This window comes from Microbacterium sp. (assembly GCF_036566905.1).
GTDB lineage: Bacteria > Actinomycetota > Actinomycetes > Actinomycetales > Microbacteriaceae > Microbacterium.
The window spans coordinates 1-21,225 of record NZ_DATCVK010000212.1; the positions used below are offsets into that span (position 1 = coordinate 1).

Sequence of the window (21,225 nt, forward strand, 5' to 3'; positions counted from 1 at the left end):
TGCCGGCATCCAGCAGTTCATCGGCCAGCCGCTTGTAGAAGTCGACGCCCAGGGGGTTGAGTGCACCGCCGTCGGGGCGCACACGCGACCACGAGGTCGAGAAGCGGTAGGTCTCCAGGCCCATGTCCTTCATGAGCGCCACGTCATCGGAGTACCGGTGGTAGTGGTCGCAGGCCTCGTCGCCGTTGTCGGCGTTGATGACCGCACCGGGGACACGGCAGAACGCGTCCCAGATCGAGTCGCGGCGGCCGTCCTCGTGGGCGGCGCCTTCGATCTGGTACGCAGCGGTGGCGGCGCCGAACAGGAAGTCCGACGGAAAGGCGCGCGGGATCGCGGTCGTCATGAGGGGAGGGTCCTCTCTGGATGCTTTGGATTCAGGATGACTGAGGCCGTGCCGAGGCGGAAGGCCTAGCCCTTGACGGCACCGGCCATGATTCCACTGACCAGCTGCTTGCCCGCGAAGGCGAACAGGATGAGGAGCGGGATCGTGGCGAGCAGCACGCCGGCCAGCACGACCGAGTAGTCGACGAAGTAGTTGGACTGCAGCAGCGAGAGCGCCACCGGCAGGGTGGGGCTCTGCCGGTCGAGCACGATGAACGGCCAGAAGAACTGGTTCCACGCGCCGACGAATGTGAACAGGAACAGCATCGCGGCCGCCGGTCGGGCCGCCGTGACGCCGACCGTCCAGAACGTGCGGATCATCGACGCCCCGTCCACGCGCGCCGCCTCGATGAGCTCGTCCGGCACGGTCTGCGACAGGTACTGCGTCATCCAGAACACCCCGAACGCGCTGGTGAGCGCGGGGATGATGATGGCGCCGATCTGGCCGGTCCAGCCGAGGTCCGAGAACAGGAGGTAGAGCGGGACGACGCCGAGCTGCATGGGCACGGCCATGGTGGCGACCACGAAGGCCAGCAGCCACTTGCCACCCGGGAAGCGCAGCTTCGCGAACGCCCAGCCGGCGAGCGTCGAGAAGATGACCACGGATGCCGCAATCACCGTCGAGCTGAAGATGGAGTTCCAGAGCGCCAGCCAGAAGTTGACCGCCGGGTCGTTGACGACCGACAGCGCGTTGGCGATGAAGTTGCCGCCCGGCAGCCACGACATGTTCGGGTCGTTGATCGTGGTGGCGTCGCCCGAGCCGATCAGGAACGACCAGTAGTAGGGGAAGATCGCCGAGACGATGACGACTCCGAGGCCGAGGTACACCCAGAACCCGGCGCGGACGCCGCGGATCTTGGTCGTGCGCCGGCTGCCGCGCGCGTTCGGGAGGTTCTCCTCGACGACGGCGAGAGGCGGGGTGCTGATGGCGCTCACTGCTGGGCTCCCTTCCGGCGACGGCGGCGCTGGATGACGCCGCGGCCGCCCTCGTCGCGCACGAGGCGACGGGTGATGCCGAGGTTGATCAGGCCGATGGCGAGGATGATGATGAACAGGATCCACGCCAGGGCTGCGGCGCGGCCGAAGTTGAACTCGCCCCAGCCGATGTTGTAGAGGTACAGCGTGATCGTCAGCCACTGGTTGGCGGCCCCGCCGCGGCCGAACGTGTCGAACATGCGCGGCTCGTCGAAGATCTGCAGTCCGCCGATCGTCGAGGTGATGATCACGAAGATGAGCGTCGGCTTCAGCGACGGGAGGGTGATGCTCCAGAACTGGCGGAACGCGTTGGCGCCGTCGACGGTGGCGGCCTCGTAGTACTCACGGGGCACGGCCTGCATGGCGGCGAGCAGGATCAGGGCGTTGTAGCCCGTCCAGCGGAAGTTGACCATCGTCGCGATGGCGATGTGGCTCCAGAACGGGTCCTTGTGCCAGGCGATCGGGTCCAGTCCGATGCTGGTGAGGATGTTGTTCACCAGACCGTGGTTGTCGCCGAACATGTTGCTGAAGATCAGCGCGACGGCGACCGGGGCCATGACGTACGGGAGCAGGACGCTCATCCGCCAGAAGGTCTTGGCCCGGATGTTGCGGTCGAGCATCGCCGCGATGAACAGTGCGAGCACGATCTGCGGCACCGACGACAGCAGGAAGATGCTGAACGTGTTGCGCAGGGCGATCCAGAAGTCCGCCTGCGACAGGATCCAGATGTACTGGTCGAAGCCGACGAACGTGCCGGAGTTGCGGACGAGGTCCCACTCCTGGAAAGAGATGACCGCCGTGTAGACGATCGGGAAGAGTCCCACGATCGCGAACAGGATGAAGAACGGCGAGATGTAGAGGTAGGGCGAGACCTTCAGGTCCCAGCGGCTCATGCGATGGGAGAAGGACAGCACGCGCGGCGCGCGTTCGGGCTTGGGCCGATCGTCCGGCCCCGATGCCGTGGGGCGGGTTGCGGTCGAGGTCACCGGGGGGCTCCGATCCGGATGGAGAGTGGGCGCTGGAGGCGGGGTGCGTGCGGGCCGCGGGGACCCGCACGCACTCCACTGGTGATGTCAGATCACGTCCGACGAGCGGACATGGTCGTCAGTGTCGACCGATCAGAACGCTTCGACTTCGGCGACGTAGGTGTCCCACGAGGTCTGCGCGTCTTCGACACCGTCGAAGACTCGCGTGATGGCGTCCTGCAGCGCGGTGTTGTACTTGAAGTAGTCCGCGCTCTTGTACGGCGTCACCGAGATCGCCTCGGAGCGGTCGGCGAAGATCGAGCCGGTCGGGGCGTCGGCGAAGTACTCGTTCGTCGAGTCCGTGATCGACGGAGCGGCCTGCGCGTCGACCGCGCTCGGGAACGCGCCGACGTTGACGAAGGTCTTCTCCTGCTGCTCCGGAGCGGTCAGCCAGTCGGCCAGGGCGAGAGCCGCCTCGACGTTCTTGCCATTCGCCGGGACGGTCAGGTACGAGCCGCCCCAGTTGCCGCCGCCGTTGGGGAATGCGTTCGCGATCTCCCAGCCGGTGACCTCGGGCGCGTTGCCCGAGATGATGCCGAGCATCCACGGCGGGCACAGCATCGCGGCGAACTCACCGTTGGCCATCGAGGCGTTCCAGTCGTCCGACCACTGGCCCGAGTAGGCCGAGTTCGGGATGCCGCGCTCGACGACGAGGTTGTAGGCGTCCTCGAGCTCCGGGTTGGAGGTCGCAACCACATTGCCGTCGGGCTCGTCGTACGGGAACTCGATCTGGTTGACGATGCCCTGGAACGCCGAGTTGGCGGAGTCGAGCATCGGCTTGCCGGTCGCAGCCTTGTACTGGTCGGCCAGGTCGAAGAACGTGTCCCAGTCGCCGTCGATCGCCGAGGCGACCTCGTCCGGCGTCGAGGGCAGGCCGGCAGCGGCGAACAGGTCGGCGCGGTAGCACACGGCCTGCGGTCCGATGTCGGTGCCGAAGCCCACGAGACGCCCATCGGCGTCCGTCGCGGCCTCTTCCTTCCAGTCGACCCAGCGGCCCTTGGCGCTGTCGGGCACCTCGGCGAGCAGGTCGGAGTACTGCATGGCCTCGGCGAACCAGTCGACCTCGACGGCCTCGATGTCGGCGAGGCCTTCCTTGCCGAGCTTCGCGAAGAAGTTCGTGCGGGCGTCGTCGGTGATGGCCGCCTTGTTGTGGACGATCTTCACGTTCGGGTTCTCGTCCATGTACTCCTGGAGGAGTTCATCGTCGTAGCCGAAGTCGTTGAAGGTCGCCAGGGTCAGCGTGATCTCGCCGTCGTCGCTGCCGGCGTCGTCGTTGCCGTTGCCGCCGGCGCAGCCGGCGAGGACGATGGCGGAAGCCGAGAATGCGGCGATTGCCACAGCGCTTCTGCGGAAGGCGCGTGCGTTCACTGTCACTCCTTTGTGTTGTCAGGGTCGTGTGTGTTGCAGGATCGGCTCGGAGGGATCCTCGCCGGTTTGGTGTGTTCGTGGGAGCGTTCCCAACGATCGAGACGCCACGCTACGGGAGCGCTCCCACGAAGTCAAGGGAGCGCTCCCACGGTTTGATCACGGTTGCGTCACGAGCTCTGCGGCGGGCGGTCGATACGACGGATGCCGGGGCCCGTAGACTGGAGGAGACCCCTGCCCGCGACATCCGGAGCTGTCACATGCCCACCATCGTCGTAGACGTCATGCCCAAGGCCGAGCTTCTGGACCCGCAGGGGAAGGCCGTCTCGGGCGCATTCGCCCGCCTCGGGGTCTCCGACTTCAGCGCGGTGCGCATCGGCAAGCGGTTCGAGCTCACCGTCGAGGGCGAGGTCACCGACGAGGTGCTCGCCGAGGCCCAGCGCATCGCCGACGAGATCCTGTCGAACGCGGTGATCGAGGACGTCGTCGGCATCGAGGTCGTGGAATGACCGCCCGCATCGGGGTCATCACCTTCCCCGGCTCGCTCGACGACCGCGACGCCCAGCGGGCGATCGAGATCGCCGGCGGCGAGCCCGTCGCCCTCTGGCACGGCGCGCACGACCTCGACGGCGTCGACGGCCTCGTGCTGCCGGGCGGCTTCAGCTACGGCGACTACCTGCGCGCGGGAGCGATCGCGGCGCTCGCGCCGATCATGTCGGAGGTGAAGGATGCCGCAGCGCAGGGCATGCCCATCCTCGGCATCTGCAACGGCTTCCAGATGCTCGTCGAGGCGCACCTGCTCCCGGGCGGACTGATCCGCAACGCGCACCAGCAGTTCATCCGCCGGGACCAGCGCCTCCGCGTCGAGAACAACGACACGGCATGGACGCATGAATTCGCCTCCGGCCAGGAGATCGTGATCCCGCTGAAGAACGCCGACGGCGGCTACATCGCGTCCGAGAGCGAGCTCGATCGCCTCGAGGGCGAGGGTCTCGTCGTGTTCCGCTACGTCGGGGTGAACCCCAACGGATCACTCCGCGACATCGCCGGCATCGCCAACGAGCGCGGCAACGTGGTCGGCCTCATGCCGCACCCCGAGCACGCGGTCGAGCCGGGTTTCGGTCCCGACACCGCCGTCGCCATGCGGTCGGGCGTCGACGGCCTGTCGTTCTTCACCTCGGCCATCGCGGCCGTGGTCGCCCAGGCCGCCTGAGCACCGTCTCAGACGGTGCCCGCCGGCGGCCACACGCCGATGATGAGCGCCATCACGACGATCGTCACGAGCTCGTGCGCGATGTTCAGCACCGTCAGCGACGACGGCCGGCCCTCGAACGCGTCGTGCGTGATGAACCGCGCGGCGGTGAAGCCGGCCCACAGGATGACGCCGGTCGCCAGCGCCGACCAGAGGTAGCTGCCGCCGTAGAAGCGCCAGGCGATCGACGCGGCGCCGGCGAGCACCCACGCCGTCACGAAGCTGACGATGACGGTCACGACGATCGGCACGACGGCGGACGCTCCGGGCCGGTCCATGTCGACGTTCGCGAGCTTCGCCCATCGCGTGCCGAACACCTTCGGGGTGTACCAGATCGTGCCCACGACCATGCTCGACGCCGTCGCGATGAGCACCGCCCAGTAGTTGATCTCGGGAACCACGTCCGCCTCCTCTGTCCGGGGCGCCGCTCGGACCGCGGTGTCCGCTGGGCGAGAGCGTAGCGCCGCCCGACGACGCCGGCTGGTCGCCTCGCCGGTAGCGTGGACAGGGTGAGCAGTGGCAACCGAAACCTCGTCGTCAGCGTTCCGACCGAAGAACTCGCCGCAGACCTGGGCGCCCTTCCCGACGGCGTCGAGCTGGTGGTGTGGCCGATGGATGCCGCCGCCCCCCGCGCCCGGTTCGACATCGTCGTGCCGCCCTACATGTCGATGGCGCGGGTCCTCGAACGCCTCGAGGGCATCGAGGTCGGGCTCGTGCAGGGCCAGTCGATCGGCTACGACGGCGTCGCCGACATCCTTCCGCAGGGGCTCGTCTTCGCCAATGCGGCCTCGGTGCACGAGACGTCGACCGCCGAGCTCGCCGTGGGGCTGGCGATCGCCGCGCAGCGGCACCTCGACGCGTTCGCGGTCGACACCGCGGCGGGACGCTGGGCCCCGATTTTCGCGCAGAGCCTCGCCGACCGGCGCGTGCTGCTGCTCGGTTACGGCGGCGTGGGCAAGGCGGTGGCCGCCCGCCTCGCGCCGTTCGAGGTGGAGCTCACGGCGGTGGCGTCGCGGGCGCGCGCCGAGGACGGCGCGCACGGCGTGGACCATGTGCACGGGGTGGACGAGCTGCCCGACCTCCTCCCCCGGGCCGAGATCGTGATCCTCACACTCCCCGGCGGCGACGCCACCCGGCACATCGTGGACGATGCGTTCCTGGCCGCGCTTCCGGACGGCGCGCTGGTCGTCAACGTCGGGCGCGGCTCGCTCATCGACACCGAGGCGCTCGTCGACCACGTGCGCCGCGGCCGGATCCGCGCGGGCCTCGACGTGACCGATCCGGAGCCCCTGCCCGAGGGTCACGCGCTCTGGGGACTGCCCGGGGTTCTGATCTCGCCGCACGTCGGCGGCGCCTCGAGCGCGATGCGCCCACGCGTGGCCCGCCTGGTGCGCACGCAGATCGAGCGCCTCGTCGCCGGCGAGCCGCCGATCAACGTCGTCCTCGGCGACTGACGCCGACGGCCGCATCCGCCCTGCGGGCAGCCGAACCGGCCGACCTGCCGGCGGCGCACCGTCGCGCGGGCTGCGCTCAGCGGTGGTCGATGTCGTCTCCCGACCACAGATCGGCGCACTCGACCTCGATCGCGTGATGTGCGGCGAGGTAGGGCCGCGCTCCCCGGTCGCCGGCGAGGGCGGCGAGCAGCGCCGGGACGTGGTCGCGACCGATCCCGACCGGGTGCCCGGGTCGGCTGCCGTACACGGCCTGCACGAGAGACGACCGCGGCGTCGCCGCCAGCGCTGCGCGCACGCGGGCGACAGCAGCGGCCGGGGTGCCCGGCGTGTCGACGGGCATCACGATCACGGCGTCGAACGCCGGGGCCGCGGTGAGGCTCGGGTCAGCGGATCCCGTGCCTTCTGCGGCGCCCGCGCCGCTTGCGGCGTCCTGCGCCGTGCGCAGTCCCGCCCGCAGCGACGCCGAGAGTCCCGCAGCCCAGTCTCCGGCCTCGACCACCCGGGCGTCATCCGGCACGAGTGCGGCGACCTCGTCGGCGCGCGCGCCGATGACCACCAGCACCTCGTCGCATCCGCCATCCCGGAGCGTGCGGACGCCGCGAGCGACCCAGGGCTCGCCGTCCGCGGTGCGCGCGAGGCCCTTCGGCGACCCGTATCGGGTCCCCGCGCCCGCCGCGAGCACGATGCCGCAGATGCGCACGAACCGGCCTCCTCCGGATGGGATGCCGCGGCGGTGCCGACGGCGTTTCCTGAGCGTAGTCCGCACGAAACACAGCGGGCCTAGCGTGTGCGCATGCTCGAACGCGCCCACGAACTGCTGCCGCTGCTGCGGAACGGTGACATGGTCGCGGCGGTGACGGTCACCCGCGTGGCCAGGAGCGCACCGCGCGGCGCCGGCGCGACGATGGCGGTGACGGCGGACGGCCGCGTGATCGGATCGATCTCGGGCGGGTGCGTCGAAGGCGACGCGATCCTGCTCGCGCACGGCGCCCGCATCGACGGCGCGCCCCGGGCTGCACGCCTCGGATTCTCGGACGACGCAGCCCATGCCGCGGGGCTCGCCTGCGGGGGGAGCGTGGATGTCGCGGCCTACGCCGTGCGCCCCGAACCGGTGGTCATCGAGGCGCTGGAGGCGGCGGCCGGGGGCCACGGCGTCACGGTCGGGCTCGTGCTCGGCGGGCCGGCTGCGGGCACGATGCTGGACGAGGACGCACTCCGTGCGGCGATCGCGGCGCCGCCGGAGGCGGCCGATGCGCCGCTCGACGCCGCCATCCGCCGGCGCGAGACCGTCGTGCTCACCGGCGCGCTCGACGGCCACGACGTCCTCGTGCTCTCGCACGCCCCGGCACCCCGTCTCATCGTCGTCGGCGCCGGCGAGCACGCGGCGGCGCTGTGCCGTGTGGCGGCGGCCGCCGGGTTCGCGGTGACGGTATGCGACGTGTGGGAGACGCTGGTGACGCGCGAGCGCTTCCCTGCGGCCGTCGAGCTGATCGTCGGACTCCCGCACGAGCACCTCGCCGGGCTCGATGCCTCCGTCGTGGATGACCGGACCGCCGTCTGCGTACTGACGCATGACGAGCGATCGGATGTTCCGGCCCTCGCTGCGGCCCTCGCCCTCCCGGTCGGGTTCGTGGGCGCGATGGGCGCCCGCGGCACCGTCGCCCACCGCACCGCGCTGCTGCGCGAGGCCGGGGTCACGGCGCTCGACGCCGCGCGGGTGCGGTCGCCCCTCGGCCTCGACCTCGGCGGCGCCAGTCCCGACGAGACCGCGATCTCGGTGCTCGCCGAGATCGTCGCGGCACGGTACGGCGGATCCGGCGTCCCGCTGAGCGCGCGCTCCGGGCCTCTCCACCGCAGGCCTGCTGCCGCAGCGCCGCCCTCAGGCGAGACGCCCGCAGGCGAGACGCCGCACGGCGCCACCACCTCCGCGTCCACCGCGGCGCGGCCCCACGCCGCCCGCGAGACCGCGGGCTGCGGCATCCCACTTCCGGCAGGAGCCTCATGACCCGCACCGTCCTCGAGAACGCGCATGTCGCGACCGTCGACGCCGTCGGCGCCGAGTACGCCGGCGGCCACGTCGTGATCGAGGGCGGACGGATCGTCGCGGTCGGCGCCGGCCGCGCGCCCGATGCGCTCCGCGACGGCGCCGAACTCGTCGACGCGCGCGGGTGCCTGGTGACCCCGGGGCTCATCAACACCCACCACCACCTCTACCAGTGGCTGACGCGCGGGTACGCGCAGGACTCGATCCTGTTCGACTGGCTCACGGCGCTCTACCCGCTGTGGGCGCGCATCGATGCGGGACTCACGGGCGCGGGCGCCGCGGGCGGGATGGCGGTGCTCGCACGGTCGGGCTGCACCACGGTCGGCGATCACCACTACGTCTTCCCCCATGGATCGGGCGACATCGTCGGCGCCCTCGTCGAATCCGCGTCGACCGTCGGGGTGCGGCTGCACGCGACGCGCGGGTCGATGGATCTCGGGCAGTCGCAGGGCGGGCTTCCGCCCGACTTCGCCGTCGAGACGACGGATGCCGCCCTCCAGGCGTCGCAGGAGGCGGTCGAGCGCTACCACGACCCCTCGTTCGACGCGATGGTGCGGATCGCGATCGCGCCGTGTTCGCCGTTCTCGGTCACTGCCGACCTGCTGCGGGAGGCGGCGGTGCTCGCCCGGTCACTCGGCGTGCGGCTGCACACGCACGCGTCCGAGACGGTCGAGGAGGACGCGTACTGCGCCGAGCACTTCGGCCGGACCCCGACGCAGTACCTCGAAGAGCTCGGGTGGCTGGGCGACGACGTGTGGATGGCGCACGGCGTGCACCTCGACGCCCCCGCGATCGAGCGCTACGCCGCGACCGGCACCGGGGTCGCGCACTGCCCGTCGTCGAACGCGCGGCTCGCCGCCGGCATCGCGCCGGTGCGCGCGCTGCTCGACGCCGGCGTCCCGGTCGGGCTCGGTGTCGACGGCTCCGCCTCGAACGAGTCGGGGCAGCTCGGCGTCGAGATCCGTGAATCCGTGCTGATGAACCGCCTGCGCACCGGCTCGGAGTCGATGAGCGTGCGCGACGCGCTGCGCATCGCGACGATGGGCGGCGCACGAGTGCTGGGCAGACAGCACGAGATCGGCTCGCTGGAGCCCGGCAAGCTCGCCGACATCGCCGTCTGGCAGGTCGACCGCATCGAGCACGCCGGCATCCTCGATCCGGTGGCGGCGCTCGGCCTCGGGGCGCTGCCGCCGCTCAAGCGCCTCTATGTCGGCGGCAGGACCGTGGTCGAGGACGCGACGCTGGTCACCGCAGACGAGGCGCGCCTCGCTCGCGAGGTGGCCGCGGCATCCGTCGCTCTCGCGGAGCGTCTCTGACGAACGGTCCCGCCCGGCGGCGCCGCGCAATGGGCGCGGAAGGAGGGTGACGGATGCCGCGCCGGGCGTCCGTCGCGCCGCGCGCCCTTCCCAATCACGCCGGTCGGGGGTATGACCGAAGGAGGACGAGGAGGCGACGATGGATTCATCCCGGCCGGCGGGACGCGACGCGGCTGCGCCGGCGGCATCCGCCGGAGACGGATCCACTCCGCGCGCGACGGCGCAGGTGGAGCGCCTCCAGACGGCGGAATGCTGGACACTGCTCGAGGAGGCGCGACTGGGCCGGCTCGCGGTGATCCACGCCGACGGCGCGCCCGACGTCTTCCCCGTGAACTTCACGACCAATGAGGGCGCACTCTTCGTGCGCACCGCCCGCGACGCGAAGCTCCTGCACATCGCACAGCATCCGCTGGTCGCGTTCGAGGTGGACGGCGAGACAGCGGACTCTCGCTGGAGCGTCGTCGTCCGCGGCAGCGCCGCCCGCATCACGAGTGAGGACGAGCTCCGCCGCAGCGGCGTGCGCGACCTCGAGTCCTGGAGCCCTACGCCGAAGTTCTTCGCGATCAAGATCACCGCGACCGCCGTGACGGGCAGGCGCTTCCCCAAGCGTTCCGGTCGCGCCGATCCCCTGATCCCCTTCGAGGGGCGCGTGCGAGCGGAGGCCCCGCCGGAGCCACCGCATCCGTCCCGCGGCGAGTCGCCGCAGCCGATCCCACACCACGGCCCACGCCCCACCACTGCCGCGCCCCCGGCCGAAGCCGCCGGCGAGCACGGCGACTGAGACGTCTTCGCGCCCGCCGGCGGCCCGTCGGCGAATCGCCGCGCGCCCGCAATCGAGCGAAACACCGCCGAAACCGCGCGTTGCTTGACTGGCGGACCAGCGGCCCACCGCCTCGACCCGTGGGACGCCGGCAGCCGCAGCGGAAGGACGCACGCGTGGACATCACCTCGGTCACCTCGTACCGCCCGGCGCGCGCGCAGCGCGATCTGCGCCTCGCCGCGGGCGAGACCTTCCTCGCGGGCGGCACATGGCTCATGAGCGAGCCGCAGCCCGGCACGACGGGATTCGTCGATCTGACGACCATGGACTGGCCCGCCCTCGAGCTCACCGAAGAAGGCCTTCGCATCGGAGCGACGTGCACGATCGCGCACCTGGTCGCCTGGGCTGAGGGCCGGGGCGAGCCGGGCGTGCCGGCGGCGTGGGCCGCGGCATCCGTCATTCCCGACGCGGCGAACGCGCTGCTCGCGTCGTTCAAGATCTGGAACACGGCCACCGTGGGCGGCAACGTGTGCCGCTCGTTCGCCGCCGGCGCGATGATCTCGCTCGCCGTGGCCCTCGATGGCACCGGCGAGATCTGGACTCTCGACGGCGGCGTCCGCACGATCGCGATCGCCGACCTCGTGACCGGCAACGGCGAGAACTCGCTCGCCCCCGGCGAGGTGCTGCGGGCGATCGACCTTCCGGCTCGCACCCTGCGCTCGCGCGTGCGCCTGCAGAAGATCGCCCTTGCGGAGCACGGGCGCTCGGGGGCGGTGGTCACGGGGCGCGTGGACGACGACGGGGCGTGCACGTTCGCGGTGACTGCGGCGACGGCGCGCCCGGCGGTGTTCCGCTTCGCGGAGGTTCCGGATGCCTCGACCCTGGCCGCGGTCGTGCACGACGCGCCGGGCTACTACTCCGACTCGCTGGGCTCGGCCGACTGGCGCCGCGGTGTGAGCGTGGTGCTGGCGCGACGCATCCGGGACGAGCTGTTGCGACAGGAGCGGGCCGCATGAGATTCGAGGTCAACGGGGAGCCGCGCGAGGCCGAGCCCCGCGCGGGGCAGTGCCTGCGGACACTGCTGCGCGAGACCGGCCATCACGAGGTCAAGAAGGGCTGCGACGCCGGGGACTGCGGCGCGTGCGGCGTGATCCTCGACGGCGCGCCCGTGCACTCGTGCATCATCCCGGCGGTGCGTGCCGACGGTGCCTCCGTCACGACGGCGGCCGGGCTCGCGCCCGATGGAAGCCTGCACCCCGTGCAGGAGGCGCTCGTCGAGCACTTCGGCTTCCAGTGCGGGTTCTGCACCCCCGGGATGGCCGTGACCGCCTCGACGCTGAGCGTCGACGACCTGCCCGATCTCGACCGGCGCATGAAGGGCAACCTGTGCCGGTGCACCGGGTACCGCCCGATTCGCGACGCGATCCACGCGGCGGTGCTCGGCCCCGTGCGCGAGACCGGCGCGGCTTCGACGACCTCAGCGACCGGAACCCCGGCCCCAGCGACCGGAACCGCGGCGCCCGAGCCCGCACTCCCGGTCCCTGAGCCCGTCGAAGGGCACGTCGGGCAGTCGGTGCGGCCCGAGCCCGGCCGTCGCATCGTGCAGGGGCTCGAGCCGTTCACGTTCGACACCGACACCTCCGACGCGCTGGTGCTCCGTGTCGTCGGCTCCCCGCACGCCCATGCGCGCATCGTCTCGATCGACGCGACGGCGGCGCGGGCCGTGCCGGGGGTGGTCGCCGTCTTCACGCACCAGAACGTCACGGCGCGGCGGTTCTCGACCGCGCGCCACGAGCACCGTGAGGACGACCCCGACGACACCCGCATCCTCGACGACGTGGTGCGCTTCGTCGGGCAGCGGGTGGCCGCCGTGATCGCCGAGACGGCCGAGGCCGCCGACGAGGCCTGCCGTCTGATCGCCGTCGAGTACGACGTGCTCGAGGCGGTCTTCGACCCCGACCAGGCCCGACGCCCCGGCGCACCGGTACTGCACCCCGGCCGGACGGTCGAGGACCGCGTGGCCGAGGCATCCCGCAACGTGCTCGCGACGCTCCACGACGGCATCGGCGGCGATGTCGACGCGGCCCTCGCGGCGAGCGCGGTCACGGTCACCGGCACCTGGCACACGAGCCGGGTCTCGCACGCGCAGCTCGAGACGCACGGCGCGGTCGGTCGCCTCGACGAGGAGGGCCGGCTCGTCATCCGCTCCAGCACCCAGGTGCCGTTCCTCGTGCGCGACGAGCTGGCGCGCCTGTTCGAGCTTCCGCGCGATCGCATCCGCGTGCACGCGGCGCGAGTGGGCGGTGGCTTCGGAGGCAAGCAGGAGATGTTCGCCGAAGACCTGGTCGCCCTCGCCGTGCTGCGCACCGGACGCCCTGTGGCCTACGAGTTCACGCGCGCCGACGAGTTCCGGCGCGCCTCGGTGCGGCATCCGTTCCATGTCGGCGTGACGCTCGGCGCGACGGCGGAGGGCGTGCTCACGGCCATCAAGCTCGATGTGCTGAGCGACACCGGCGCGTACGGCAACCACGGCATCGGCGTGATGTTCCACGGCTGCGCCGAATCGATCAACGTCTACCGCTGTCCGGTGAAGCGCGTCGACGCCGAAGTCGTCTACACGAACAACGTGCCGTCGGGAGCGTTCCGCGGCTACGGGCTCGGCCAGGTGATCCTCGGCGTCGAGTCGGCGCTCGACATGCTCGCCGAGCGGCTCGGCATGGACCCGTTCGACCTGCGCCGCCTCAACGCCGTGCGCGCGGGCGACCCGCTGCTCACCGTGCACGACGAGCACGACGAAGATCTGGTGTGGGGCAGCTACGGCCTCGACCAGTGCCTCGATCTGGCGCAGGGCGCGCTGCGGCGCGGCAACGGCGTGGCGGCGCCCGACGGCTGGCTCGTCGGCGAGGGGATGGCGCTGTCGTTCATCGCCGCGATGGCCCCGGGCGGCCACCACGCGCACGCGTCGGCGACGCTCCGCACCGACGGCACGATCGCACTGGCGGTCGGCACGGCCGAGTTCGGCAACGGCACGAGCACCGTGATGCGCCAGATCGCGGCGACCGTGCTGGAGGCGACGTCGGATCGGATCGTGCTGCGCGGCGCCGACACCGATCTCGTCCTCCACGACACCGGAGCGTTCGCCTCGGCCGGGGTCACCGGGGCGGGCAAGGCGCTGACCGCCGCGTGCCGGCAGCTGAAGGCGCGCATGCTCGAGTCCGCACGCCGGATCACTGGGGCGGATGCCGCACGCCTGGCCCCCGGAGGCGTGCAGGCGGGCGATCGCCTCGTCTCGTACACCGAACTGGTGCGAGCGGCCATGGCCGCACACCGGACGGCGGAGGGCATCGTCGGCACCGGGAGCGAGCACGGCGACGAGCGGAGCCTCTCGTTCAACGTCCACGCGGTCCGGGTGGCCGTCGACCCGGGGACCGGCACCGTCAGGGTGCTGCAGTCGGTGCAGTCCGCCGACGCGGGATTCGTGATGAACCCCGCGCAATGCCGCGGCCAGATCGAGGGCGGCGCGGCGCAGGGGCTCGGCAGCGCACTCTACGAAGAGGTGCTGATCGATGAGACCGGGGCGGTCGCCAATCCCGCCTTCCGGCTCTACCGCGTCCCGCAGTTCGCCGACATCCCCATCACGGAGGTGCTGCTCGCCGACACTCACGACTCGGTCGGGCCCTTCGGCGCGAAGTCGATGAGCGAGTCGCCGTACAACCCCGTCGCGGCGGCGGTCGGCAACGCGATCGCGCGCGCCGTCGGCCGGCGCCCGTACCACCAGCCGTTCACCCGGGAGCGGATGTGGCGCCTCGTGCAGGACGGCGCGACGGGTGCGGCATCCGTCCCGGTCGAGGCATCCGTCCGCCGCTGAGGCGGAGCCCCACGCCGCCGGCTCCCTCAGCCGGGCCACGCTGTCACACCCCCGAAACACCTGGGCGCACGAGGCGAAACGTGCACCCCATAGCGTCGCTCAGATCACACTGCATCAGAAGGGGAGCCACACCCGATGGCACGACACAGCAACCTGAGCCGGCCGCGCCGGCTCGCGGCCGCCGCGGCCGCATTCGTCGCCTCCGCCCTCGTCCTCGCCGGCTGCGCCTCGGGCGGTTCCACGCCCGGCGCGAGCGGCGGCGGCGAAGAGGAGGCGTCGTACGGCGAGATCAGCGTCCAGTACTCGTGGATCAAGAACGAGGAGTTCGCGGGAGAGTTCTACGCCTACGAGAACGGCTACTACGACGAGGCCGGCTTCGATGAGGTGATCGGCATCTCCGGACCCGACACCGGCGTCGCCAAGCTCCTCTCGGGCAGCGTCCAGGTCGCCCTCAGCGACGCGGCCTCGATCGGCGCTGCGATCGCCGAGGAGGAGGCTCCGCTGAAGATCATCGGCACGACCTTCCAGAAGAACCCCTTCACGATCCTCTCCCTGGCCGACGGCGGCAACATCACCACGCCCGAGGACCTCATCGGCAAGACCATCGGCGTGCAGGACTCCAACGCCTCGGTGTTCGCTGCCCTTCTGAACGCCAACGACATCGACCCGGCCGACGTCACCGTCGTGCCGGTGGACTTCGACCCGACCCCGCTCATGAACGGCGAGGTCGACGGCTTCATGGCGTACCTGACGAACGAGGCCCTCACGGTCGAGCTCGCCGGCTACGAGGTCACCAACCTCTCGTACGCCGAGAACGGGGTGCCCTACGTCGCCGAGGCGTTCAGCGTCACCGACCAGTTCCTCGCGGAGAACAAGGACCTGCTGAAGGCCTTCCTGATCGCCGAGATCAAGGGCTGGACCGACGTCTTCCTCGAGTCGACCGACGACACGGTCTCGCTCATCGAGACCTACTACAACGAGGCGGCGTCCGAGTCGGAGGACGGCCTGGAGGCCGTCTTCGGCGCCCTCGACCCCGTCAAGACCGCCAAGGGGCTCGAGGCCGAGAAGCTGCTGATCTCGACCGACGAGACCGAGGCCAACGGCCTGTTCACGATCTCGGACGAGCTCAAGGAGCAGACCGTCGCCTCGCTCGCCGCGGCCGGCTGGGACGTGTCTGTGGACGACCTGTTCGACACGACGATCATCGACGAGATCTACGAGGAGAATCCCGAGCTCAAGGACTACCTGCCGTAGTCCCCGAGATCGGGCGGCAATCATCATGACCGACACGCACCTGAGCAGCACCAGGGCGACGGATGCCGCGGCCGCGGCGCCGTCGGCGGGGGAGACCTCGCCGGCGGCGCCCGCCCCGGGCACCGGCATCCGCATCGACGGACTCAGCAAGACGTTCCAGACGGGTCGCGGTCAGAGCGTGACCGCTCTGCAGGACACCCACCTGCACACCGACCAGGGGTCGTTCCTCGCTCTGCTCGGCCCCTCCGGCTGCGGCAAGTCGACCATCCTCCGCATCCTCGCCGACCTCGAGACGCCCACCACCGGCGAGGTGTTCGTCGACGGGAAGACACCGGCGCAGCTGCGCCGCGACAGTGAACTGGGCATCGCCTTCCAAGACCACGCGCTGCTGCCATGGCGCAGCGTCTCGGCGAACATCCGGCTGGTCTTCGAGATCGCCGGTCGTCGAGCCGACAAGGCCTACATCGACGAGCTGATCGCCCTCGTGGGCCTCACCGGCTTCGAGAAGGCCAAGCCGGCGCAGCTGTCTGGGGGCATGCGCCAGCGTGTGTCGATCGCGCGCGCACTCGCCCTCAAGCCGTCGGTGCTCCTGCTCGACGAGCCGTTCGGCGCCCTCGACGACATGACGCGTCAGAACCTCAACCTCGAGCTGCTGCGCATCTGGACCGAGAAGCCGGCCACCACCCTGCTCGTGACCCATGGCGTCTCGGAGGCGATCTTCCTGTCCGACCGTGTCGCGGTGATGTCGCCGCGTCCCGGCCGCATCAAGGAGATCATCGAGGTCGATCTGCCGCATCCCCGCACGCCGGACATGCAGCGCTCCCCCGAGTTCCACCTCCTCGTCGACCGCGCGTCGGAGCTGCTCTTCGGCGCGGACGGCCGCGCCGCCGCGGAGTCCTGATGCGCGGGCGCTCCCTTCCCGGCTGGCTGGCTGGGATCATCGGCGCGATCGCCCTGATCGCCGCATGGTGGCTGTTCTCGGTCACCGTCTTCCAGCCGCCGCCGGGAACCACGTTCACGCCGGTGCCGTCGCCGTTCGTCGTGTTCCAGACGATCTGGCAGGACGGCCTCGCCGCGTATTGGAGCGTCTTCCAGGTGACGATCACCGAGGCGCTCATCGGCTACGCCTGGGGCAACGGCATCGCGCTGCTGGTGGCGGCGACGGTTCTGCTGCTGCCGCGCATCGAGTCCGTCGTCGTGCAGATCGCTGTCGTCAGCTACTGCCTGCCGGTCGTCGCGGTCGGCGGCATCGCGATCGTGGTGCTCGGCGGCGCGAAGCGCGCCGGCGATCCGAGTGCGACCGCGATCTTCCTCGCCGCCCTCGCCGTGTTCTTCACCACGGTGGTCGGCGCCCTGCTCGGCTTCCGCGCGGCGGACCGCTCGAGCCTGGATGTCGTGCGGGTGTATGGCGGGTCGCGGTTCACGCAGCTGCGCAAGGTGCGGCTCATCGCCGCGACGCCCGCGATCCTCAACGCGCTGCAGATCGCCGTGCCCTCCGCCTTCCTCGGCGCGATCCTCGGCGAGTACATGGGGGGCACCGACCGCGGTGTCGGCATCACCCTCATCCGCCTCCAGGGTGATCTCGACTCGGCGCGCGTCTGGGCGGTGTTTTTGCTCTCGGCGGTCGTCGCCCTGATCGGGTACGCGCTCGTCGGCCTCATCGCACGAGCGGTGACGCCCTGGGTCTCGGGGAAGGCGGTGGCGGCATGACCGCGACGATCTCCGATGCCCCGCCGACGGCCTCAGCGCCTCGCTCGGCCCGCGCCACCGCCGTCTCGCGCACCGTCGGCCGGTCGCTGCTGAACGCCCTACTCACCTTCGTCATCGTGCTCGCCCTGTGGTGGGCGGTGGTGAACCTCACGGGCATCTCGCCCTACGTCGCCAAGGGCCCCGCCGACGTGTGGGAGTTCTTCTTCACGTCCGACGAGGCGGCGCTGAACCGCGCGGAGATGATGCCGCTGCTGGCCCAGACCCTCGCCGATGCCGCGATCGGCTTCGTGGTGGGCATGCTCGTCGCCGTCGTCCTCGCCCTGGCGTTCTCGCTGTCACGCTCGGTCGAGATGGGCGTGATGCCGCTCGCACTGCTGCTGCGCTCGGTGCCGCTCGTCGCCATCGCACCGGTCATCATCCTCATCACCGGACGAGGGACTCCGGCATCCGTCGCCGTCATCGGCTCGATCGTCGTCCTGTTCCCCGCGCTCGCGTCGATCATGTTCGGCCTCAGCCGGGCATCGAAGGAGAGCCTCGACCTCGTGCACGTCTACGGCGGCGGTCGCGCGACGCAGCTGCGCAAGGTGAACGTTCCGGGAGCCCTGCCGTCGCTGTTCGCGGCGGCACGGGTCTCGGTCCCGGGAGCCGTGACCGGGGCCCTGCTCGCGGAGTGGCTGTCGACCGGGCAGGGCATCGGCGGCATGATCCAGAAGTTCAGCGCCTCCGCCCGCTTCGACGAGCTGTGGGCGTCAGTGGCGCTCATCACGATCGTGACGCTGCTGCTGTACAACGTCGTCCAGGTCGTCGAGAACGTCGTGCTGGCCCGCATGGGCATGCCCACTTCCGGTCGCTGAGCGACCCGAGCACCTCGGCGGTCGGAACGGGAGCGAAGCTCGCGCGGCGAGGTCTCAGGCCGGGCGATCGGCGGCGAGCTGCAGCACGGCCTCGGCGAGCGCCTGGATGCCGCGGGCGACGTCGCCGGCCGACACCGCTTCGTCGGGGTGATGGCTGATGCCGTCGGGGTTGCGGAGGAACAGCATGCCGACGTCGGCGATCGCGCCGATGGCCATGCCGTCGTGCCCGGCGGGGCTGAAGAGGACGGCAGGGTCGCCGGTCCCACCGGGGAGGGTCGACAGGATGCCTTCGCGCACCACATCCTGCAGCAGCGGCGCGCAGAACACGGCGGGAGCGCTATGCACCTCCTGGGCCTGCCAGCGCAGGCCGCGGCGCCCCATGATCGCGTCGAGCTCGCGTTCGAGCGAGAGCCACACGCGATCTCGTTCGCCGTCGAACTCGCCGCGGAGGTCGAGCGAGAGCCGCACCTCGCCGGGGACGACGTTGACGGCCCCCGGAAAGGCCTCGAGCTGACCGACGGTGCCGATGATGTGATGCTCGGCGCGGCAGACGCGCTCGACGGCGAGCGCCGCCTCCGAGGCGCCGAGCAGCGCGTCGCGGCGCATGTCGTAGGGCGTTCCGCCCGCGTGCCGCGCCTCGCCCTCGACGGTCAGCTGGAAGCGCCGCGCCGACGCGATCGACGACACCACCGCGAGCGACTCGCCGCGCCGGTCGAGCTGAGGCCCCTGCTCGATGTGGGCCTCGAGATAGCCGACGAGTTCGGCGGGCCGACGCGCCGCCTCGCCCACGCGAGCGGGGTCGAGGCCGAACTCGAGGAAGGCTTCGCGCAGGCTCGTGCCGTCGGCATCCGTCAGCGTCCACCACTCGTCGTTCCACGTGCCCGCGACGGCTGACGAGCCGAGCAGCGCCTTGCCGAAGCGGGTGCCCTCCTCGTCCGAGAACGCGATCACCTCGAGCGCGAACGGCAGACCGGCGCGCGCGGCCCCGTCGCCGGGCGCGCGCAGCAGACGCGCGACCTCGAGGGCGATCAGCACCCCGACGATCCCGTCGAAGCGTCCCGCGTCGGGCACGGTGTCGAGGTGCGAACCGAGCAGCAGTGCGGGCGCGTCGGGCTCGCCCGACGCCGGCGCCATCCGCCCGAGCTGATTGCCCGCGGCGTCCTGGCGCGTCGCCATGCCGACCTCGCGCATCCATTCCGCAGCGAGCCGGTTCACGCGCGCGTGCTCGGGCGACAGGTACACGCGCTCGATCCCGCCGCTCGTCGCCGACACACCCGCGAGCTCCTCGCACCGCGCCATCACGCGACGCGCTGCCGCTGCGATGCGGTCGCGGTCGACCCCGAGCAGGGCCATCGTCACGCGCTCCGGAAGACGTCGGCCGCGGCATCCGTCCCGCCGCCGGCCGGCACCGACGCGCCGAACCGCCGCAGCACCGCCTCGAGGGCGGCGAGCGTCGTCAGCACGGCGTCCTCGCGGGCATTGTAGCCCATCGTGCCGATGCGCCAGACGCGGCCATGGAGGGGCCCGAACGACGTGCCGATCTCGATGCCGAAGTCCTCGAGCATCGCCCTGCGGGCCTCGTCGCCGGGGACCCCCGCGGGGATCTCGACCGCGACCACGTTGTTCATCTTGTGGGCGAGGTCGCCGAACACCGCGAGGCCGAGCGCCTGGACGCCGGCCAGCATCGCCGCGCCGGCGACGCGGTGACGTTCGATGACGGCATCCCGCCCCTCGATCAGCAGCACGCGCGCGCATTCGCGGGCGGCGTACAGCATCGACGTCGCCTCGGTGTGGTGGTTGAGGCGCCGAGGACCCCAGTAGTCGAGGATCATGCCGAGGTCGAAGTAGTTCGAGCGCACGAAGTCGGCCGCCGAGAAGTCGTCCGCCTCGCGGATGCCCGCCTCGATCCGCGCGCGCGACCGCACGACCTCGACGGCGCGGTCCGACAGGGTGAGCGGCGACGACCCCGACGGACCGCCGAGGCATTTCTGCAGACCGGCCGTTGCGGCATCCAGCCCCCAGGCATCGGCCTCGAACGGGTTGCCGCCGAGTGATGCCGTCGCATCGGTGTAGAACAGCACGCCGTGGTGCGCGCAGATCGCGCCGATCTCGTCGAGCGGCTGGTTCATCGTTGTCGAGGTGTCGCCCTGCACGAGAGCGAGGAGCGTGGGCTTCACCCGCACGATCGCCTCTTCGATGACCGACACCGGGAACACCTGCCCCCACCCGGTCTCGATCGTGTGCACCTCGGCCATGGCCCGCTCGGCGATCTCGGCCAGCAGGTGGCCGAAGCGGCCGAACACCGGCACCAGCACGCGGTCGCCCGGGCGCACCAGCGACACGAGCGCCGCCTCGATGCCGGCGCGCGAGGTGCCGTCGATCAGCAGGGTCGCCTCGTTGTCCGTCGCCCAGACACCGCGGTAGAGCTCCTGCGTCTCGGTCATCGCGGTGGTCATGAAGGGGTCGTACTGCCCGACGAGGGGCGCCGACATCGCACGCAGCACGCTCGGGTAGGCCGAGATCGGACCGGGGCCCATCAGCAGGCGTGCGGGCGGGTCGATCGGGCCGGGAAGGTCGGTCATGGGGTGACTCCAGAAGCTGAGACGGTCGCGGCGAGGCGCCGCCCGAGGCGCACGAGAGCGATGTCGGTGCCCTCGCGCGAGACGAGGCAGAGCCCGACCGGCGCCGGGCCGAGGGCGGAGGGCACCGTGAGGAGCGGCACCGACAGCGCGGGCAGTCCCGCGACGGCGGCCGGCGTCGTCATGCGGAGGGTCGTCATGCGCACCGCGTCGATGCCCTCACCGCTCTGGCCGCGTGCCGGCGCCGGGCCGGGCACGGTCGGCAGGAGCAGTACCTGGGACTGCACCAGATCGCGCACGCGTTCGCGCAGCGGCGCGAGGAGGGCGCGAGCGGATGCCTCGTCCTCGGCGGTGACGGCGGCAGCCGCTGCGAGGCGCTCGGCCACGG

Annotated in this window: 21 protein-coding genes; 12 read left to right on the top strand and 9 right to left on the bottom strand. The window is 71.4% G+C overall.

All coding sequences use genetic code 11. From position 1 onward, the window contains the following. The 4 genes from VIP82_RS18305 to VIP82_RS18320 all read right to left on the bottom strand — a co-directional run. Positions 1 to 343, bottom strand: a 343-nt coding sequence (locus VIP82_RS18305) for a family 1 glycosylhydrolase (RefSeq protein WP_331911237.1), incomplete at its 3' end; no start/stop codon positions are given. 65 nt (positions 344 to 408) lie between these two features. Then, on the bottom strand, positions 409 to 1,317 hold the full coding sequence (locus VIP82_RS18310; protein WP_331911239.1) for a carbohydrate ABC transporter permease: 909 nt from the start codon (positions 1,315 to 1,317) through the stop codon (positions 409 to 411). Next, positions 1,314 to 2,342 carry a carbohydrate ABC transporter permease gene (locus tag VIP82_RS18315; RefSeq protein WP_331911241.1) on the bottom strand — a complete coding sequence of 343 codons (1,029 nt, stop codon included), beginning with the start codon at positions 2,340 to 2,342 and terminating at the stop codon, positions 1,314 to 1,316. The genes VIP82_RS18310 and VIP82_RS18315 overlap by 4 nt, the downstream gene beginning before the upstream one ends. Before the next feature lie 132 nt (positions 2,343 to 2,474). Beyond that, a complete protein-coding gene (locus VIP82_RS18320) occupies positions 2,475 to 3,719 on the bottom strand; it encodes an ABC transporter substrate-binding protein (protein ID WP_331911243.1) in 1,245 nt (414 codons plus the stop codon). 287 nt (positions 3,720 to 4,006) lie between these two features. Here VIP82_RS18320 and purS point away from each other — a divergent pair, with 287 nt between their 5' ends. Together purS and purQ are read left to right on the top strand one after the other, a co-directional pair. Next, complete coding sequence (gene purS / locus VIP82_RS18325; protein ID WP_194412072.1) at positions 4,007 to 4,255, top strand: phosphoribosylformylglycinamidine synthase subunit PurS; 249 nt, start codon at positions 4,007 to 4,009, stop codon at positions 4,253 to 4,255. Continuing rightward, positions 4,252 to 4,959, top strand: coding sequence for a phosphoribosylformylglycinamidine synthase subunit PurQ (purQ, locus tag VIP82_RS18330; protein WP_331911245.1), 708 nt, complete (start codon positions 4,252 to 4,254; stop codon positions 4,957 to 4,959). The genes purS and purQ overlap by 4 nt, the downstream gene beginning before the upstream one ends. Before the next feature lie 8 nt (positions 4,960 to 4,967). Here purQ and VIP82_RS18335 read toward each other — a convergent pair whose 3' ends face one another. After that, positions 4,968 to 5,399: a DUF1761 domain-containing protein gene (locus tag VIP82_RS18335; protein WP_331911247.1), complete on the bottom strand. Its 432-nt coding sequence runs from the start codon at positions 5,397 to 5,399 to the stop codon at positions 4,968 to 4,970. A gap of 108 nt (positions 5,400 to 5,507) precedes the next feature. Between VIP82_RS18335 and VIP82_RS18340 the strand changes: the two genes are divergently transcribed. Then, positions 5,508 to 6,452, top strand: a complete 945-nt coding sequence (locus VIP82_RS18340; RefSeq protein WP_331911249.1) for a 2-hydroxyacid dehydrogenase — start codon at positions 5,508 to 5,510, stop codon at positions 6,450 to 6,452. Between the two features lie 76 nt (positions 6,453 to 6,528). Here VIP82_RS18340 and VIP82_RS18345 read toward each other — a convergent pair whose 3' ends face one another. Then, complete coding sequence (locus VIP82_RS18345; RefSeq protein WP_331911251.1) at positions 6,529 to 7,152, bottom strand: nucleotidyltransferase family protein; 624 nt, start codon at positions 7,150 to 7,152, stop codon at positions 6,529 to 6,531. A gap of 93 nt (positions 7,153 to 7,245) precedes the next feature. On the opposite strand from VIP82_RS18345, the gene VIP82_RS18350 reads away from it, so the two are divergent. The 9 genes from VIP82_RS18350 (at position 7,246) to VIP82_RS18390 (ending at position 18,258) form a co-directional block, all read left to right on the top strand. Beyond that, positions 7,246 to 8,457, top strand: coding sequence for an XdhC family protein (locus VIP82_RS18350; RefSeq protein WP_331911253.1), 1,212 nt, complete (start codon positions 7,246 to 7,248; stop codon positions 8,455 to 8,457). Next, entirely contained in the window at positions 8,454 to 9,812 is a 1,359-nt protein-coding gene (locus tag VIP82_RS18355) for an 8-oxoguanine deaminase (protein ID WP_331911255.1), read from the top strand. Before VIP82_RS18350 ends, VIP82_RS18355 begins: the two co-directional genes overlap by 4 nt. A 139-nt stretch (positions 9,813 to 9,951) precedes the next feature. Next, positions 9,952 to 10,593 carry a pyridoxamine 5'-phosphate oxidase family protein gene (locus tag VIP82_RS18360; RefSeq protein ID WP_331911257.1) on the top strand — a complete coding sequence of 214 codons (642 nt, stop codon included), beginning with the start codon at positions 9,952 to 9,954 and terminating at the stop codon, positions 10,591 to 10,593. Positions 10,594 to 10,748: 155 nt separating this feature from the next. Next, positions 10,749 to 11,588 carry an FAD binding domain-containing protein gene (locus tag VIP82_RS18365; protein ID WP_331911259.1) on the top strand — a complete coding sequence of 280 codons (840 nt, stop codon included), beginning with the start codon at positions 10,749 to 10,751 and terminating at the stop codon, positions 11,586 to 11,588. Continuing rightward, on the top strand, positions 11,585 to 14,440 hold the full coding sequence (locus tag VIP82_RS18370; protein WP_331911261.1) for a molybdopterin-dependent oxidoreductase: 2,856 nt from the start codon (positions 11,585 to 11,587) through the stop codon (positions 14,438 to 14,440). The genes VIP82_RS18365 and VIP82_RS18370 overlap by 4 nt, the downstream gene beginning before the upstream one ends. 135 nt (positions 14,441 to 14,575) lie before the next feature. After that, positions 14,576 to 15,694, top strand: coding sequence for an ABC transporter substrate-binding protein (locus tag VIP82_RS18375; RefSeq protein WP_331911263.1), 1,119 nt, complete (start codon positions 14,576 to 14,578; stop codon positions 15,692 to 15,694). A 25-nt stretch (positions 15,695 to 15,719) separates the two neighbouring features. After that, positions 15,720 to 16,595 (top strand): ABC transporter ATP-binding protein, encoded by an 876-nt coding sequence (locus tag VIP82_RS18380; protein ID WP_331911265.1) that lies wholly within the window; start codon positions 15,720 to 15,722, stop codon positions 16,593 to 16,595. Next, the gene (locus VIP82_RS18385) at positions 16,595 to 17,404 is read left to right on the top strand and encodes an ABC transporter permease (protein WP_331911267.1); all 810 of its coding nucleotides are present in this window, start codon (positions 16,595 to 16,597) and stop codon (positions 17,402 to 17,404) included. The genes VIP82_RS18380 and VIP82_RS18385 overlap by 1 nt, the downstream gene beginning before the upstream one ends. After that, on the top strand, positions 17,401 to 18,258 hold the full coding sequence (locus VIP82_RS18390; RefSeq protein ID WP_331911269.1) for an ABC transporter permease: 858 nt from the start codon (positions 17,401 to 17,403) through the stop codon (positions 18,256 to 18,258). Before VIP82_RS18385 ends, VIP82_RS18390 begins: the two co-directional genes overlap by 4 nt. 54 nt (positions 18,259 to 18,312) lie before the next feature. On the opposite strand, the gene VIP82_RS18395 is transcribed toward VIP82_RS18390, so the two are convergent. From VIP82_RS18395 to VIP82_RS18405, 3 genes are all read right to left on the bottom strand, one after another. Continuing rightward, a complete protein-coding gene (locus VIP82_RS18395; RefSeq protein ID WP_331911271.1) occupies positions 18,313 to 19,611 on the bottom strand; it encodes an allantoate amidohydrolase in 1,299 nt (432 codons plus the stop codon). Positions 19,612 to 19,613: 2 nt separating this feature from the next. Next, a complete protein-coding gene (pucG, locus tag VIP82_RS18400; RefSeq protein ID WP_331911273.1) occupies positions 19,614 to 20,840 on the bottom strand; it encodes a (S)-ureidoglycine--glyoxylate transaminase in 1,227 nt (408 codons plus the stop codon). Beyond that, on the bottom strand, positions 20,837 to 21,225 hold a 389-nt coding region (locus tag VIP82_RS18405; protein ID WP_331911275.1), incomplete at its 5' end, for an amidase family protein. The genes pucG and VIP82_RS18405, both read right to left, overlap by 4 nt.